Annotated in this window: 13 protein-coding genes; 2 read left to right on the top strand and 11 right to left on the bottom strand. The window is 54.4% G+C overall.

The window, feature by feature from the left end; genetic code table 11:
- Positions 1-430: 430 nt before the first annotated feature.
- Genes ABKW30_RS23120 through ABKW30_RS23105 form a run of 4 tightly spaced genes read right to left on the bottom strand, consistent with a single transcriptional unit; the run spans position 431 to position 5,337 of the window.
- Positions 431-1,384 carry a substrate-binding domain-containing protein gene (locus tag ABKW30_RS23120; RefSeq protein ID WP_348601285.1) on the bottom strand — a complete coding sequence of 318 codons (954 nt, stop codon included), beginning with the start codon at positions 1,382-1,384 and terminating at the stop codon, positions 431-433.
- Positions 1,385-1,421: 37 nt separating this feature from the next.
- Positions 1,422-2,381 carry an ABC transporter permease gene (locus ABKW30_RS23115; RefSeq protein ID WP_348601284.1) on the bottom strand — a complete coding sequence of 320 codons (960 nt, stop codon included), beginning with the start codon at positions 2,379-2,381 and terminating at the stop codon, positions 1,422-1,424.
- Complete coding sequence (locus tag ABKW30_RS23110) at positions 2,378-3,901, bottom strand: sugar ABC transporter ATP-binding protein (RefSeq protein WP_348601283.1); 1,524 nt, start codon at positions 3,899-3,901, stop codon at positions 2,378-2,380. The genes ABKW30_RS23115 and ABKW30_RS23110 overlap by 4 nt, the downstream gene beginning before the upstream one ends.
- Positions 3,901-5,337 (bottom strand): aldehyde dehydrogenase family protein, encoded by a 1,437-nt coding sequence (locus ABKW30_RS23105; RefSeq protein WP_348601350.1) that lies wholly within the window; start codon positions 5,335-5,337, stop codon positions 3,901-3,903. Before ABKW30_RS23105 ends, ABKW30_RS23110 begins: the two co-directional genes overlap by 1 nt.
- A gap of 129 nt (positions 5,338-5,466) precedes the next feature.
- Here ABKW30_RS23105 and ABKW30_RS23100 point away from each other — a divergent pair, with 129 nt between their 5' ends.
- Positions 5,467-6,237, top strand: coding sequence for an IclR family transcriptional regulator (locus ABKW30_RS23100; protein WP_348601282.1), 771 nt, complete (start codon positions 5,467-5,469; stop codon positions 6,235-6,237).
- A 763-nt stretch (positions 6,238-7,000) separates the two neighbouring features.
- On the opposite strand, the gene ABKW30_RS23095 is transcribed toward ABKW30_RS23100, so the two are convergent.
- From ABKW30_RS23095 to ABKW30_RS23065, 7 genes are all read right to left on the bottom strand, one after another.
- Positions 7,001-7,705: a class II aldolase/adducin family protein gene (locus ABKW30_RS23095; protein WP_348601281.1), complete on the bottom strand. Its 705-nt coding sequence runs from the start codon at positions 7,703-7,705 to the stop codon at positions 7,001-7,003.
- Positions 7,702-9,165 (bottom strand): FGGY family carbohydrate kinase, encoded by a 1,464-nt coding sequence (locus ABKW30_RS23090; RefSeq protein ID WP_348601280.1) that lies wholly within the window; start codon positions 9,163-9,165, stop codon positions 7,702-7,704. The genes ABKW30_RS23095 and ABKW30_RS23090 overlap by 4 nt, the downstream gene beginning before the upstream one ends.
- Positions 9,166-9,190: 25 nt before the next feature.
- Entirely contained in the window at positions 9,191-10,039 is an 849-nt protein-coding gene (locus ABKW30_RS23085; protein WP_348601279.1) for a sugar phosphate isomerase/epimerase, read from the bottom strand.
- A 4-nt stretch (positions 10,040-10,043) separates the two neighbouring features.
- Positions 10,044-11,039, bottom strand: a complete 996-nt coding sequence (locus tag ABKW30_RS23080; protein ID WP_348601278.1) for an ABC transporter permease — start codon at positions 11,037-11,039, stop codon at positions 10,044-10,046.
- Entirely contained in the window at positions 11,036-12,037 is a 1,002-nt protein-coding gene (locus tag ABKW30_RS23075; RefSeq protein WP_348601277.1) for an ABC transporter permease, read from the bottom strand. The genes ABKW30_RS23080 and ABKW30_RS23075 overlap by 4 nt, the downstream gene beginning before the upstream one ends.
- A complete protein-coding gene (locus tag ABKW30_RS23070) occupies positions 12,030-13,544 on the bottom strand; it encodes a sugar ABC transporter ATP-binding protein (RefSeq protein WP_348601276.1) in 1,515 nt (504 codons plus the stop codon). The genes ABKW30_RS23075 and ABKW30_RS23070 overlap by 8 nt, the downstream gene beginning before the upstream one ends.
- A gap of 71 nt (positions 13,545-13,615) precedes the next feature.
- Positions 13,616-14,608: an autoinducer 2 ABC transporter substrate-binding protein gene (locus tag ABKW30_RS23065; protein ID WP_348601275.1), complete on the bottom strand. Its 993-nt coding sequence runs from the start codon at positions 14,606-14,608 to the stop codon at positions 13,616-13,618.
- Between the two features lie 242 nt (positions 14,609-14,850).
- Between ABKW30_RS23065 and ABKW30_RS23060 the strand changes: the two genes are divergently transcribed.
- Positions 14,851-15,909: a LacI family DNA-binding transcriptional regulator gene (locus ABKW30_RS23060; RefSeq protein WP_348601274.1), complete on the top strand. Its 1,059-nt coding sequence runs from the start codon at positions 14,851-14,853 to the stop codon at positions 15,907-15,909.
- Positions 15,910-16,164: the final 255 nt, after the last annotated feature.

The raw sequence follows: 16,164 nt of genomic DNA, 5'->3' as shown, positions 1-16,164 counted from the left end.
TCGCGGTCCGGTCGGACGTTCCCCTCTATAGCGAAAGAGGATTTGGAATCGTTTAGCAAAATAAAGGCGGCAGCCCGAGCCATCACTCCCCTGATCATCGGTGAAATTCGTCTACTGCACGATGCTTCGGGCGCGAACTGGTACGATCGACAAGCGGGGGACGCCCGGCAGAGTGGCGGAGCGCCTTCCTGCAGCTATATCGCCTGCGAGAGAACGAAGGGGCGAGACACACACAGTATCAAGTCTGCACCCGACCTCTCAACAACAGTGTCGGCGGTGATACGGGAACGCATTCGGTTTATCCACGCGTGCAATGGCAAACCCGTCGAAGCATGAACCCGTTAAGTCTGACTGCTCAAATAAACAAGCGGCCCCGCAGGTTGTAATCCTGCGGGGCCAGCTTCTGCTTCTTCCAGCCTGGCGTATAGTTTTAGAATTTGCTTTCTGGATTATAGTATTTTGCAGCGTTGTCCGCGGTTATGATCGGCGATGGCAAGGCTGTATCTTTTTGGGGCGTACCGCCGGCAAGGATGGCCATAGCTCTGTTAAAACCAGCGCGGCCAATCTGGTCGGATGAGTTTAATCCGGTAGCGCCATAATTGCTTCCTTCTTTCATGATCTCAGCCAATGTACCTTTTTCACCATCAACCGAAGCGATAAAGATGTCCTTGGCTCTGCCGGCATCGGCAACAGCTTTTTGTGCACCAAGGCACATCGAGTCGTTTTCACAGAACACCGCATTGATCTCTGCGTTTTTGGCAAGCAAATCTTCCATCTGCCTGAAGCCGCCATCGGCACTCCATCCTCCCCAGCCCGGGGCGACCAGAGCTTCGATGTCTGTGCCTTCAAGCTTTGCTTTCACACCATCCGTTCGGTTCGAGCCGATAGTGTTGTCAGCTGGTCCGCCTCGGATGATCGCGACCTTGCCCTTGCCGCCGAGACGCTTGACGATGTAGTCGCCGATACCTTCCCCGATAACGCGATTATCCGGTCCAACCCAAGCCGTGTACTGGCCGCCCTTGAGCAGCCGGTCGACCATTACCACGGGCACACCCGCCTGCTGAATGGCTTCGAGAGCAGCAGGTGCCGCTTCGATCCATGCTCCCGAAATAATCAACACATCGACGTTTTGGTTGAGAAGATCTTCGACATTCGCCGTTAGTTTGGCCACATCACCATCGGCATCGGTCGACAGGACCGTTACGTTGGAAAACGCTTTCGCCTCATCCTTTACGGCGGCGTCCATTCCCACGAAATAGGCGCAGCACAAGGAAAGGTTGACTACCCCGACTTTGATATCCTTGGCCTGCGCGGCACTCACCGTCAACACCATTCCGGCAATGCCGGCCAACGCGGCAGTACGCAATCTCTGCACTATTGTCATTTTCATTCCTCCTCCATTAGGCCGGCGAGCCGGCGTTTCAACCCTTCTTGCGTCTGGCGAGCACCGCCACGAGAATGATCACTCCCTTAAGCAATTGCTGGTAATAGGAATCGACATTGAACAGGTTGAGCACGTTGTCGACGACCGCCAGCGCCAGCACTCCTCCAAGCACACCCAAAGCAGTGCCGCCGCCGCCGCCAAGCAATCCGCCGCCGATGACAACCGCCGCGATGGCATCGAGCTCATAACCGACACCAACGCTGGGTTGGGCTATCCCTAGACGAGAGGCAAGCAAAACACCTGCAACAGCGGCAAAGAACGAACAGGCTACATAGGCAAAAATCATATGCTTGCCGACGGGAACACCGGCAAGGCGCACCGCTTCCTTGTTGACACCAAGCGCAAAGGCGGCACGACCGGAAACAGTGTGATTGAGATAGAACCACACAGCGGGGACAGCTATCGCGAATATGAGGAAAGTTACCGGTACACCCGCGACGAATGCACCGCCAATCAGTGAACGGAACATCTCGTCGGAGGGATAACGGGGCGTATCGGCGTAGACATATGTAAGGCCGCGCAAGCTGCCCATCGTTGCCAGAGTCACGATGAACGGTTGCAGTTCATATCGGGCCGTCAGCCAGCCATTGAGCCATCCGACCGCGATGCCCATGCCAAGCGCGATGGCAATGGCACCGGAAAAGTGCATCTGGTCCTGCAATCCTGTAGCCAGCAACCCGGCAAAGGCCAGCACCGAACCGACGGAGAGGTCAATGCCGCCCGTGCGGATCACCATAAGCATACCAAGGGAAAGGAAGCCGTTTGTGACAATCTGGCGCGAGATATTTACGATGTTGCGTTGGGTAAGAAACGCGTCGGAGGCAAAACTCGCAAAAATCACCAGTAAAAGAATTGCCAGTGTAAACAATATATCGGCGCGGCTGAAGCGCTGCCAGAATGCCCGTTTCGGGTGAATGGTGGACAGTACTTCGGTCACGATGCAAGCTCCGGTGAATTGGGGTGAACCGGAAGACCGGCAGCGTAGGCAAAAACCGTTTCCGGTTGATCATGATCTGGATCGAGTTCAGCGACCAATCGCCCTCCCCGTATGACAAGCAACCTGTCCGAGAGACCCAGAACCTCAGGCATTTCGGATGAAATCACCAGTACTGCGACGCCCTGATCGGCCAGGTCACGGATCATCCTGTAGATATCAACCCTGACCGCGATATCTACACCACGTGTCGGTTCGTCAAATATGAAGAGCTTTATACCTTCCACCAGCATCCACTTGGCGAGCACCACCTTTTGTTGGTTACCTCCACTGAGGTGCCGCACCGGCCGGTTGGCGTCTTTCGGGCGGATCGACAATTCTGCAATCTTGTCATCCACCAGTGCGGCGCGTTTTATCCGGTTGATGATGCCGAAGCGTGAATGACGGCCGAAACTTGCAAGGCTGGCATTATCGAGGATGCTTGCCGCGAGCGCCAATCCATCACCTTTCCGGTCTTCCGTAAGCATGGCAATTCCTGTCCGTACTGCCTCTTGCGGGGTATTGAAGGCAATAGGCTTTCCATTCAGTCTGATGGCACCGGCATCGGTTGATATGGCACCGAAAACAGCTTTGGCGATTTCGGTTCGGCCGCTGCCGACCAAACCAAACATGCCCACGATCTCACCGGAACGCAGGTTAAATGAAATATCCTGGAAGCTGCCTTGCCGGGAAAGCCCTTCGACCTCGAGCACGACCTCGCCCGTACTCGCAGACCTGTTGGGAAAGATTGCCGCCAATGGCCGACCGACCATCGCCTGAACCAGTCGTTCCTGGTTGAATTCGGCGATTGTTCCGGTCAGCACACTGCGGCCGTCCTTGAGAACGACGACCGCATCCGCGATGGTGAATATCTCCTCCAACCGATGCGATATATAAAGTACCGTGCAGCCGTCGGCCGCGAGTTGACGTACCTTTTCAAACAGCTTCTCAGTTTCCGAGGCGGACAGAACTGCTGTGGGTTCATCCAAGATGAGTATATCCGGCGATGCGGCCATGGCCTTGGCGATTTCGACAATCTGCTGTCGGGCAACACTGAGATCACCGACCAGAACTGTGGGATCGATGTCCGGAAAACCGAAATCTGCGAGGACGTTTCCAGCAATTTGATGGGCCGTGGACCAATCCACTGCAAGTGATGATATCCGCGTGGGCATACGGCCTAACAGCATGTTTTCGGCAACGCTCAGATGCGGCAGCAGGCTCAATTCCTGATAGACCGTACGAATTCCAAGCGCCAGTGCGTCCGCCGGCCCGTTGATCCGGGTAGCCTGTCCGTCGAGCAGTATCGATCCACTATCGGGCTGAGTAGCTCCGGAAAGCATTTTCATCAATGTTGATTTGCCCGCACCGTTTTCCCCGCACAGTGCCAGAACCTGGCCCTTTTCCACCGCAAACGAGATCTCCCGGACGGCAGGATTGCCATCATAGCTTTTTGCCAGCCGGTCGACGCGCATGTGGGGCATCAGCTCACCACTCCAAAAACATTATGCAGCAGCAGGGTTTTTTCCCTGGTCATTTGATTGAGTGTGTCGTGAATACCTTCACGCCCATTGCCGCTCCATTTATTACCGCCGAAAGGCAGGGTCTCGACGCGTACCGCCGTTGTATGGTTGACGACGACGGTACCTACATCGAGTACACTATAGGCACGCATAACCCGACCCAAATCCTGGGTGAAGATAGCTGCCTGCAAGCCGAACGGGCTGTCATTGGCGAGCTCCAGTGCCTCCTCGAATGTATCGAAGGGAATAAGCGGCAGCACAGGCCCGAAAGTTTCGTCATCAAAGGCCGGTGTCCCCGGAGTCACCCCTGTCAATATGGTGGGTTCAAAGAAGTTCTCATGCCGCTTCCCACCCGTAACAATGGTTGCACCATCAGTCATTGCTTGCCGGACCTGTGCCTCGACCTTTTCGGCTCCACGCCGGTTGATCAGAGGACCGACATCGGTCGCCGTATCCATCGGGTCGCCAAGTTTGAGCATCTTCGTCTTGGCAACCAGTGCATCGAGCAAGGGCTGGAAGATTGAACGGTCGATCAGCACGCGCTTGACTGCGCAGCAGATCTGGCCGTTGCCCGAGGTGAAGCGTCCCGCAATCAGCGCATCGGCGCTCTTGTCGATATCAGCATCGGCGCAGATAATTGTTGCATCATTGCCGCCGAGCTCCAGATGCACTTTCTTCAATGTCGCGGCAGCAACTTCCAGAATCTGCCGCCCTGCCACCGTGCTGCCGGTCATCGCGATCATATGAACGCCTTCGGCACGAACAAGTGCTTCGCCGACATCACGTCCGCCGGTCAACACCTGATGCACGCCGCGCGGCAAACCTGCTTCCTCCAGATAGCGGCTGATTTCAATGATTGTAAGCGGGCAATCTTCCGGTGGTTTGGTAATCACCGCGTTGCCGGCGGCCAGCCCGCCTGCCACCTTGTGGCTCCAGAGTTCGACCGGATAGTTAAATGGAACGATGGCCGCAATGACGCCGAGTGGTTTTCGCGTTGTGATTGCCAGTGATGTCTCGCGGTCAGGAATTGAATCGAGTGGGAAGGAACGTCCAAACATGCGCTTGGCTTCTTCCGCATAGCCGCGAAAAATGCGCGCCGCGACACCAACTTCGCTGGTAGTCTCGCCAATGCGCTTGCCGTTTTCACTGCAAAGCAAATGTCCCAGTTCCGTCTGTTTGGTTTCGATGTGCCGGGCCACAGCTTCAAGGATCTCGTAGCGTCTGTAGGCTGGCAGTGCAGCCATGAGCTGTGCACCTTGCTGAGCAGCCTGCACAGCCCGCGCCACATCCTCCACACTCGCACGCGGAACCTGCTTGATCTCAATATTGGTGGCGGGATTGATGACCGCATCGGTCAGGCCATCGGAGGCTGAAGTCCAGCTGCCATTAATCAGCATATCCAATTGTTTCTCCACTGACTGCTTGGAGTCAGGTATTTTAATAATCGTATTACGTCAACAATATTTGAACTTTTCTTTTAAAAGAATCTCGCATATACGAATATTGAACAGACGGAGTTGGCAGGCATGACGGAGATGGACACCAATATTAGCGCAACTGCGGTGAAGGCTCTTGCCGTACTTGATTTTATGGGAGAACAACATGGACCGATAACGGTGCAAGAAGCCGCGCAAGGGCTGAGTGTTGACCGAGCCACGGCCTATCGCATGCTGTTAACTCTTGTGCATGCGGGCTACGTCATGCGCGACAATGTGACGAAAAATTATCGGCTGAGTTTTAAGGTATTGTCTCTGTCGCGGAATCTCATGAGTGAGGATGAGCGCTCGGTCAAGATTGTTGCCTGTCTTCGCAAGATTTCAGATCTGACAGGCGAGACGGTACATTACTCAGCGCTCGAGCGGGATGCTGCGGTGCTTGTCTTCAGGGCAAAGGGCAGCCAGCGCGTCGCCGTAGATTTTCAGATCGGCGACCGCTCCGCCCTGCACTGCACCTCGATAGGCAAGGTATTGCTTGCCTATCAGGACATACGCGCTACCGAGGCCATTATTGCCGGGGGACTGTGGAAAGTCGCGCCGCGAACGATCACTGATCCGGATGAGTTGCGGCGCGAACTGGCGCGGGTCCGTGCCCAGGGCTATGCGTATGACGATCTGGAGTTTGCTCCGGACATGCGCTGCGTGGCTGTCCCGGTGTTTGAGAGTGGAGGCAACGTACCGGGCGGAATAGCGATCTCTGGTCCGAGCAGCCGTTTCGATCACGACAAGCTTGAAGTTTTGCGGGATATCGCATTGAGGGAGGCTGCAACACTGTCAAAATCCCTGGGCGGTATCCGTTGAAGCTCACGTCCCGTCACGTTGCCCAAAAGATGGATCCACCAAATCCATTCGGGAGAAAACTGCACACGACAAGAAATTTCGAGGAGGGACTTACTGCTGTTTGAATGTCCAGGATCAGTTTCAATATGATTGCGCCGACAGAAATGCCGAATGATGCCTGAATGGTACTCGATAAGTAGTCCATAGACTTTAAAGGCAACTCAATATTGAACCGGACTTGAGCACAAGGCGACTATTGTTGTCCGTCCGGGCCAGCGCCAACGGATGCAACGATGACTAACGGGATCACGCGGGTGCTCCGACGGATGAAGAAGGCGCATCGCCAACCGCTCCTCAAGACTTCTCACCATCTGGCTCGGCGCTGAAGGGAGACGCCGAGGCTGTCTGGAAGGCTGGCTCTGCACCTGGGGTTTCCATCAAGACGCAGGTTCGCAATCTGTTGATGGATCTGCAGATGCTTGCAGCCTTTCCTGTCTTTTTATCTCGCACGACACGGCAGTTGCAGAACGGGTCAGCTGCCGGATGGAGTAACGTATCCCGGCGAAATGGAGGAGATCGGATCGCGCTCCGCTGTATTTGAAACAAGCAGCATCCCAATACGAAAAAGCTGACGGCGGCAGGTCCAGTGCTTGATCCATCACGTCGCAGCTTGAAACGCCATTTGGACGTTGAGGCGCTTGAAAGCTCTGTCCGACCGCTTGATGGCCGGATGCGGGTGGATATTCCCTGCAGATACAACTGCGTCCCGATCTGCTGAACCAGGTTACGGGACCGTCTTGCGAGGTCTTGCGACATCGTTCACACCTTCTTCGTCGGGTGCGTATCCATAACTCATTCGGCGCATTTGGCCGATTACCCGTTCCATTTCTTCATCCGAAAGTACGGGCGGTTCACCGAGGGTGAGTGCCTGAACATACATGCGCGACAGCGTTTCAATTTCAATCGCCATCCAGAGTGCCGATTCAAGGGTCTTGCCAAGGGCAATTTGCCCATGCTGGCCGAGCAGACAAGCGAGACGATCTTCCAGCGCAGTTAAAGCATGATCCGACAATGCCTGCGTTCCGAAGGTCGCATATTCTGCGCACCGGATCGTCGTCCCCCCGGCAATACCCGTCATGTAATGAAAGCTTGGAATTGTTTTGTGATGGCAGGCCAGCGTCGTCGCATATAGCGAATGGCAATGAAGAACGACATTGATATCGTTACGCTGGCGCAGAATATCGCGGTGAAATCTCCATTCTGATGATGGCCGCAAGCCGGCATAGGCACCATCAAAATCCATTTCAACGAGATCTTCCGGTGTCATGGTTTCATAAGCCAGGGATGAAGGCGTAATGAGAAACCCATTATCTGTTCGCACGGAGAGGTTTCCTGCGGTCCCCTGATTGATCCCGCCAGAGTTCATGCGACGGCAGATATCGACCATCTTCACGCGCAATTCAGTCATGTTTTGAGCCGAGTCGGTCATAGCTGGCCTTTCAGGTTTTTCAGGATGCGATTGTCCGTAGCGCGCGAGCGCCACCGTGTTGCATAAGCGACGAGATTGGATATTCCGGGAACTTTTTCTGGCCGGCACAGTGTTATCTGGGCAGCGTCATTCCGGCCGTGGTACCCGGCGAGCATGGCCGCGCCTGCTGCTACTCCATAGTTTTCGAGACTGTAGAATGTCTTGCCGCCCGGGCGAAGCGCAGCCACCAGCCCTGCAAAAAGCGGATCGCGCAGAAAGCTGCCATCAAGGACAACCAGACCCCGACTATCGAGAGCCTCCAGGCATTCTGATGTCAGAAGTGCAGCATAAAGGACTGCCAATGTCTTTCTTTCAGAAGAGTTTTGCGGCGGCGTACCGATAATATGACCACATTGGGCACTCCCGGGAAACAGGCCATCATCAGCCCCAAAGGAAGGCAAAGCCATCGTTTCGCGCTCAATCAGTCTGTGTAGCATTGCCGGATCGGCATCCGGTCCATCAGCACTGTCACCTGCCATATGGGTGAACTCGCGCCCTCCCATGGTCAATGCACCACCCAGAACTTGACCGTTGACATCACTATTCAAAGTCATGCCACGCAGTTCGTTTAAACTGTCGAGTGGCGTGCTATCACTTAATCCAACGATCCATGTCCCTGTCGAAACGACAGTCAAATCCGTAAGTCGCGCCGCCTGATAGCGGTAAAAATTCGCGCTGCTGTCATGTAAACCAGCAAGCACTTTCAACCCCTTTGGCAGATCATATCGCTCTGCCAGTTCCGGTTGTATCCGGCCGATGATTTGCCATGCTTTGGCGAAGGGCGGCATGAGGCGTTGCCAACCCATCATTTTGACGATGGGTGACCAATCCTGCTCGACAACATTCCAAAGATGAGATTGTGCGCCGAGAAAACTGACCTCGGAGACAGCAATTCCACTGAACCGCCATGCCCAGTACTGGGGTATGCCAAGGTACCAGCGGGCACGCCCGAAAGCCTCCGGCTCTTCGCGCTGCATCCAGTACATCTGCCTTGCTTGATGCGTTGCGCCCAGCATCATTGCGCTGCCTCGATCGAAGAAACTCCCGGACAAAGGCGCATAATCGTCCCGGATATGTTCGGGAAGCGCCTGCTCGTAATCGATCATCGGCAGAACAGAACCATCGCCGGATGCACAATCTGGACCGACCATAACGCCACCTGATCCATGCCCTGTTGTAACAATAGCTGAAAGTCTATGCTTTGCTGACAGCGCTGCGAGTGACCCGAATATCCAGTCGCCCAGACTATCGAGATCGTGATAGCGCCACGGTGGGCCGGACAATACGGGGTTGGCCACGGCAAGTGTTTCCACGACATAACCTGTGGCAGTGACAACACTGAGCTTGACGTTAGTCTTTCCTACGTCAAGCACTGCAATGTCACCTGGCAGATCTGGCGACTGGGCCTTTGCCTGCACCATGCCATACCACTCCCGGGGCGTTAGCTCAGATCAAGCCGTATTGAGTTGCTTTGTTGCGGAGGAACGGCAAGCCGTTGCCCATGACCTCTGCCTCATCTTTTGCCACTGGACGCCAGACAGCAAGGCCATAGGCAACTTCCGGCGGCATGTTGATAAAGCTTTCCATCGCCAGCCCGCCTTTGAACCCGATCGCCGCCAATGTGGCATAGATTTCATCCCAGTCGCAGGTGCCATAGCCTGGCGTGCCCCGGTCACTCTCGGATAGATGGATATATTTCAGATGGTCACGTGCTGCCAGAATACCATTTGCGGCACCCTTTTCCTCGATGTTCATATGATACGTATCAAGGTGCACGAAAACATTGTCGGCACCGACCCGCTCAATCATGTCGACCGCCTGCTGACCGGTATTGATCAGATGGTTTTCGTAGCGGTTTACCGCCTCGACGCCAAGCTCGATGCCGTATTTCTTTGCATGTTTCGCAGCAGCCTGAAGCACACGCGCTATGTTGTCATATTCGCCCCGCGTCGGCGGAACGCCCGTGCGCTCGCCAATCCCGCCATAAATCACACCGGACAGGGCTTCGCCGCCGAGTTCGGCAGTTTTGTCGATGGCCACTGTCAAATACTCGATTGCAGCCTCCGGACGCACCGAAGCCCATGCGCTTTGCGGAAGACCAAGAGAACACACGGCACGCAGTTCATGCTTCTCAAGAAGCGCCTTCGTGTGCGCCGCATCAACAGCCGGGGCGTTCAACAGCGCGATTTCAATAAAGTCCATGCGATACGTGACGGCGGCTGCAATAGCTTTTTCGGCTCCCGCCCTGTCCCAATTCATCGTCCACATACTGGTATGAACACCGAAACCCTGCATAGCATTATCCTCTATAAGTGTTGGAAAGAGTGAGCCAGGAAACCAGCCAGCGCATAATCATCACGCCCAAGAGAAGTATTCCCCAGACGGCTGTTGCCAGATGCTGGTTGGCCCCCATGAGATTGAGACCGGATGACAGAAGTTGCAGCACCACCAGCGCTACAAAGACAGGAATGACACGACCGAAGCCACCAAAAGGATTAACTCCTCCAAGGAAACAGGCGAGCACGGTGATAAGCAGATAGGACTCGCCATGCCCTACGCGCACGGAGTTGAAGCGGGCCATCATAATGATGCCTGCAACTGCGCACATGGCACCGGAAAGCGTGTAGACGAGGACGAGGACTTTGCGCGTATTAACCCCAGAATAGCGCGCTGCCTCGATATTCGAGCCAATCATGTAGATATTGAAGCCAAGCTTCAGGCGCATCAGCAGCACATGCCAGAGCAGAACACAGGCTATAAAGATCAACAGCGGTATCGGCAGACCAAAGATCGAGCCATGTCCAATTGGCGAAATGAAAGATGGAAAGCCGGAAATATCGCCGCCCCGTGTCAGGAATTCACCCAGGCCCCGCAGAAAGATCATCATAGAAAGCGAGACCAGGATCGGATGCGCGCGGGTATAGGCGATTACCAATCCCATAACCGTGCCACTCAAAGCACCTGCCGCAACTGCCAGAGCACATCCTGCCGCGAAGACCAGCAGACTTGCATCTGCTCCGCCATGGTTTTGCAGTACCCACGCCACAGTGAGCCCGGCAATATTGGCTGTAAACGTAATGGCCAGATTGAGTCCACCCGTCAGGATCGGCAACAACATGGCCAGGGTAAGCAGCCCCAGTTCGGGCAATTGAAACGCTACCGAGCCGAAGGTCGCGTTGCTTAAAAACCTTGGTGCGGCCAGTCCGAAGAACAGCATCACTGCGATAAAGGCGAGACCCGGGCCAATGATTTCGGTTCCGATGAGTTTGCCCGCTCGTTTCATCAAACTGCTCATGTGCGTTCTCCCGGTGCGCGCATGAACGGCAGCAACTTTTCGAGCCGGACGCTGGAAACTGTGATTGCAAGAAGAATGATCGCTCCGATGACCATCTTGAAGGCAAATGGTGAGACATTCATAAGATTCAGACCATTCTGAGTAATGGAAACCAGCAGAACGCCGAGCACACAACCGAACACCGTGCCTTTGCCGCCACCGAGACGTGCACCGCCCAGGACGACAGCGGCAAGCACATCGAGTTCCCGGCCATAAAGTGCATTCGGCACGACTTCCTGAGCATAATGCGCCTGCACCAGACCGCCGATACCAGCCATTAATCCAAGCCAGCCAAATGCAATGAAATGCATCGCGCCGACATTGATACCAAAGCGTCGTGCTCCTTCCGGATTGTCTCCGAAAGCATAAAGCTGACGGCCGATAGTCGTGCGAGTGACCAGTGTCCATGTCGCCATTACACAGGCCACCATGATCAGAACGGGGAGCGTCAACTCTGCCCAGCTTCCGTCAGCGGCCTCGCGCTCGAACAGTACGACACGTTGGGTTAGCCAGTCGGGCAGGTCGTAGATTGATACGCCACGCGTGAAGAACATCAACAACCCGAAATAAATGTTGAATGTTGCAATCGTCGCCACGATCGAAATGATGCGAAAGCGATGGATAAGGAATGCATTGATCGCGCCGAGGCAAATACCCAGGCCGCCGGCGATAATCAGACCACTCAGCCAGCCACCGCCGCCAATCTGCCCAAGAAGAAGCGCAGCAATATACTGAACGACCGACGCGGCCACCGCAAACGAGATGTCTATGCCGCCTGAAATCAACACCACCAGCAGGCCGACAGCGAAGATGATGTTCACTGAACTCGTATTCAAAAGGTCAAAGGCATTGCCGAGAGAGAAGAAACGGTCCGTCACCAATGACAACACCATGCTGATTAACAGGATCACTGCCAACAGTACAATTTCTGTAGCGTGGGAATGAAAAAGCTTAGGCATAGACGGCTGCCTCTATGTCCTGCAGAGTGCAGTTGCGCGGATCAAATTCCTCGACGATATGTCCTTGAGCCATATGAAGTATTCGATCGGCATTGAAGTAGACTTCAGGCACCTCATCGGAGATCAGGATGATTGCCAGACCTGACGCAGCCAGCCTGGCTACAATCTCGAAAATACCGGAACGGGCACCGACATCTACACCTACGGTGGGCGCATCAAGGATGAGGAGCCTGGGATCCGCCACGAGCCATTTGGCAATGGCGATGCGTTGTTGGTTCCCACCGGAAAGTGTTGAAATGGCATCACTTTGCCTGCCGATGCGAATACCAAGATCCGCAACCCACCCCGCCACCAATTGCCGTTTGTGCTTGTCGGAAAGAAGCCCGCCGGAAGTAATTTTTCCAAGGGACGTAATGACCAGATTATCTGCAATGGACTGCGGTTGAATCAATCCGATCGACAGGCGGTCTTCTGAAAGATAGGCAACGCCCGCTGCGATAGCTTCGCGGTTCGATCGGAATTTTACCTGCTTGCCTTCGAGTATAATCTGCCCCGCATGCGGTTTGGCCATACCGAAAAGTGCCAGTGCCAGTTCGGTACGCCCGGCGCCCAGCAATCCCGTTATTCCGAGGGTCTCTCCCCGCCTCACGACCAGCGAAACGTCTTCAAACTGACCAGCGCGGCACAGACCGTCAACCTTGAGCACTTCGGGCGCAGCGCTAAAATCCTGTGCCCGCACAGTCTGGTCAAATGTCTTGCCGGTCATCAGTTCGGTTATGCGCGATTGCGTTATCCCTTCCACCGGATAGACACCCACCAGCGCACCATCGCGCAAGACAGTCAGGCGATCTGAAATTTCCAGTACTTCCGCCAGCCGGTGGCTAACGAAGACAACAGCTACACCGGCTGTTGAAAGATTATGCACGATCTCGAGCAGATGATCCGTCTCGGACTGGGTCAGCGAAGCCGTTGGCTCATCCATGAAAACAAGCTTTGCCTCTCCGACCAGTGCACGGGCAATAGCAACGATCTGTCTTTGGGCGATGGAATATTCCTTGAGCGGAATATCCACATCAAGTTCAACGCCCAGCCTTTGCAAAACCGCCAGCGCCGTTTCCCGGATACGCCGGTAGTTGACCGGTTTTGGCCAACGTCCAAGCACGTTTTCAAAAGCAATGTTTTCAGCGACACTCATCTCGGGAAAAAGCGCCAGATCCTGCCAGATCACCTTGATGCCAGCAGCCTGGGCCGTCACTGGCGACATATGAGACCAGCTTCGCCCGTCATATTCGATAACTGCTCCCGCTCCGGGACGATAAACACCCGTAATAATCTTTATGAGCGTGCTCTTGCCGGAGCCGTTTTCGCCGGCCAGACAGTGCACCTCGCCCGGATAGACATCAAAGCTCACATTGCGCAACGCCTTTACACCACCAAAGGTCATATTGATGTTGCTTAACGACAATAGCGGTTGTCGTGCCGATTCCGCCTTCGCTGGAATAGCCATGCTGATCTACCTGTGGGTTCACTTTATAAAAGTCTGCCGGACCGAATAATGGCCCGGCAGCGGGAGGATGATCACAGACCGAGCGCGGCCAGATCGGCAACAGTATCCTTGTTGATCGACACCAGCTGATCCACGATGATATTCCTGTTCTCGAAATCGGGCTTGATTGCTCCCAATCCCTCAATCTCCTCACCGTCCTTTAACTCTCCGCCTTTCATCAAGCGGTCAGCCAGCGTGACAAACACCTCACCTGCCTGCTTGGGATTCCACATGAATCCACCGGAGATTGCTCCCGACGTGATCAGCTTCTGACCTTGTCCGGGTGAAAACGGTCCAAGAACGAAGATTTCCCCGGTTTTGCGGCGTTCTTCAACAGCACGCCCTGCACCGATCGGTCCCTGGCTGCCGAAGGCCAAAAAGCCTTTCAGGTCCGGATGGGCGGAGATCAGATCGAGAGCAGTACTGCGACTCTTGTCGACATCTTCAGCTACGCCGTAGCGTTCTCCAATCAACTTCATGTCCGGGTAATTTTTCTTCAAATGAGCAATTGCCGCATCAGCCCAAGCATTATGTAACGGAACCGTCAGCGACCCCACGAAGACTGCATAATCACCTTTGCCACCTGTCTGCTTCGCCAGCAATTCGGCATGCGCTTCACCGAAACCGGTCGCAGACGCGAGTTCGAAATCCCAGTTAGCGCCCTTTTGACCCGGGGACTCGTGCGTAATCACGATGATACCTTGATCACGTGCCTTCTGAAGAACGGGTTCGAGAACCTTTGAATCGTTGGGCACCACGCCGATTACCTTCACGCCTTGCGCGATAAGGTCTTCAATGGCGCGTACCTGCAGTGCCGGATCGGCACTGGTCGGGCCGACCATAAATGCGTCAACGCCAATCTTCGCACTCTGCTCCTTTATACCCGCTTCCATGGCATTGAACCATGGAATTCCTCCGATTTTGACGACGATGCCAACCTTGCCTGCAGCATCCTGTGCCGTTGCCGCGAATACACCAGCAAACGATATTGATGCCACGAGCGCTGCAAATAGAATTTTCCTCATTGTTTCCTCCTCCAGCGTTCCAGATGGAACAATCCGGCGGGTCACGATGCGACCCGCATTGACCTGTCAGTATTCTTTGTCCGATGCTGAAATAACGCCTCCCAACGCCGTATCTTCGAGCACGCTATCAATCTGCGCAATCGATATTTCTTTCTTGCACAATCGATAGTGCAGTGGATAATGAACGCTTTTCGTATTTCGTCAAGAGTTTTTTGCGGCTAGGAGTTCGGCAGGAGAATTTGATGAAGAATCAACTCAGAAAAAAAGCGACCATTTACGATCTGTCTGTTCTTTCAGGGAGTTCGCCATCAACGGTCAGTGCGGTCCTGAACGGTACGTGGCAAAAGCGGCGCATCAAACAGAGCACAGCCGAACATATTCAGGGTCTTGCCAAGGAACACCAGTATACGGCCAACCTTCAGGCCCGTGGTCTTCGAAGTTCCCGCTCTGGCCTGGTCGGGCTGCTTTTGCCGGTACACGACAATCGCTATTTTTCCTCTATGGCCCAAACTTTCGAGGCGTATGTTCGCAGCAGGGGGCAATGTCCGGTTGTGGTCAGTGCACGTCGTGATCCGGAAGAAGAGCGCCAGACAGTCGAAACATTGATCGCCTACTCTATCGATGAACTGATCATTGCCGGTGCCACAGACCCGGACGGTATTCATACCGTTTGCGAAGCGGCCGGTCTTAAACACATCAATATCGACCTGCCTGGCAGCAAAGTGCCCTCAGTCATTAGTGACAATTATGAGGGGGCCCGAATGCTGACCACCGCCATTATCGATCGAGTGAGCCCGGACCGCCCTCTCAGGCCGGATGAGTTATGTCTTTTCGGCGGGCGCAATGATTTCGCCAGCCGCGAGCGCATACGCGGCTTTCGCTCGGTGAAGCAGGAGTTTATGGGAAAAGATCCCGCGCAATGCATTCAGCCGACAGGCTATTCGCCAACCATGACAGAGAAAGCTTTCGAAGCCTTTTACCAGCGGGAAGGGAAACTCCCCCGCGCCCTCTTTATCAACTCATCAATTAACTTCGAAGGCTTGTTACGCTTTATGGCCAAACACCCGGATGAACCGGTCTCGGACATTGTCGTCGGTTGCTATGATTACGATCCGTTCGGTTCGTTCATGTCGTTTCCGGTATTCATGATCAGACAGGATGTGGAAAGCATGATCGCCAAGGCATTCAGCCTTCTGGATGAAGGGCTTCACACACCTCAGGTGTATCTCGTGGCGCCAAAACTGGTACCTCCCCGCACCGCACTGGTCGGCCCACTGGATGCTATCAAGGATATCGAATAGTTTCCCTGGCCAGACTCAGAACACGGTTCAAAAAATTGAGACAGAACCAATTATGGCCGTTAGCAGTTCAAATGAACGCGCTGTGCTGCTGTTTATCGATAAACTTGTCAGAGCTGCATATGTCCTGCTGAACTCTTCGAGGTGCCCCTCCGGAAATCGAATTCTAATTCGGAAAGCAGATTAGCAAACCATTCCTTCTTGGACGCAGGTGGCCGTTTTATTGTCCGTTCCATTGATGCCGCAGCGTAATTGCAT

Source organism: Phyllobacterium sp. SB3 (assembly GCF_040009165.1).
Classification (GTDB): Bacteria; Pseudomonadota; Alphaproteobacteria; order Rhizobiales; family Rhizobiaceae; genus Phyllobacterium.
Note: the sequence above shows the minus strand (reverse complement) of the source record. Positions and strands in the feature narration are given on the sequence as shown.

What these genes read in the sequence shown, in the direction of transcription:
- ABKW30_RS23090 (WP_348601280.1), bottom strand. Translation starts at nt 9,165, where the DNA reads ATGGTGCAGGCAAAGGCCCAGTCGCCAGATCTGCCAGGTGACATTGCA.
- ABKW30_RS23105 (WP_348601350.1), bottom strand. Translation starts at nt 5,337, where the DNA reads ATGCTGATTAATGGCAGCTGGACTTCAGCCTCCGATGGCCTGACCGAT.
- ABKW30_RS23085 (WP_348601279.1), bottom strand. Translation starts at nt 10,039, where the DNA reads ATGCAGGGTTTCGGTGTTCATACCAGTATGTGGACGATGAATTGGGAC.
- ABKW30_RS23075 (WP_348601277.1), bottom strand. Translation starts at nt 12,037, where the DNA reads ATGCCTAAGCTTTTTCATTCCCACGCTACAGAAATTGTACTGTTGGCA.
- ABKW30_RS23095 (WP_348601281.1), bottom strand. Translation starts at nt 7,705, where the DNA reads ATGACCGACTCGGCTCAAAACATGACTGAATTGCGCGTGAAGATGGTC.
- ABKW30_RS23060 (WP_348601274.1), top strand. Translation starts at nt 14,851, where the DNA reads ATGAAGAATCAACTCAGAAAAAAAGCGACCATTTACGATCTGTCTGTT.
- ABKW30_RS23120 (WP_348601285.1), bottom strand. Translation starts at nt 1,384, where the DNA reads ATGACAATAGTGCAGAGATTGCGTACTGCCGCGTTGGCCGGCATTGCC.
- ABKW30_RS23080 (WP_348601278.1), bottom strand. Translation starts at nt 11,039, where the DNA reads ATGAGCAGTTTGATGAAACGAGCGGGCAAACTCATCGGAACCGAAATC.
- ABKW30_RS23110 (WP_348601283.1), bottom strand. Translation starts at nt 3,901, where the DNA reads ATGCCCCACATGCGCGTCGACCGGCTGGCAAAAAGCTATGATGGCAAT.
- ABKW30_RS23065 (WP_348601275.1), bottom strand. Translation starts at nt 14,608, where the DNA reads ATGAGGAAAATTCTATTTGCAGCGCTCGTGGCATCAATATCGTTTGCT.
- ABKW30_RS23070 (WP_348601276.1), bottom strand. Translation starts at nt 13,544, where the DNA reads ATGGCTATTCCAGCGAAGGCGGAATCGGCACGACAACCGCTATTGTCG.
- ABKW30_RS23100 (WP_348601282.1), top strand. Translation starts at nt 5,467, where the DNA reads ATGACGGAGATGGACACCAATATTAGCGCAACTGCGGTGAAGGCTCTT.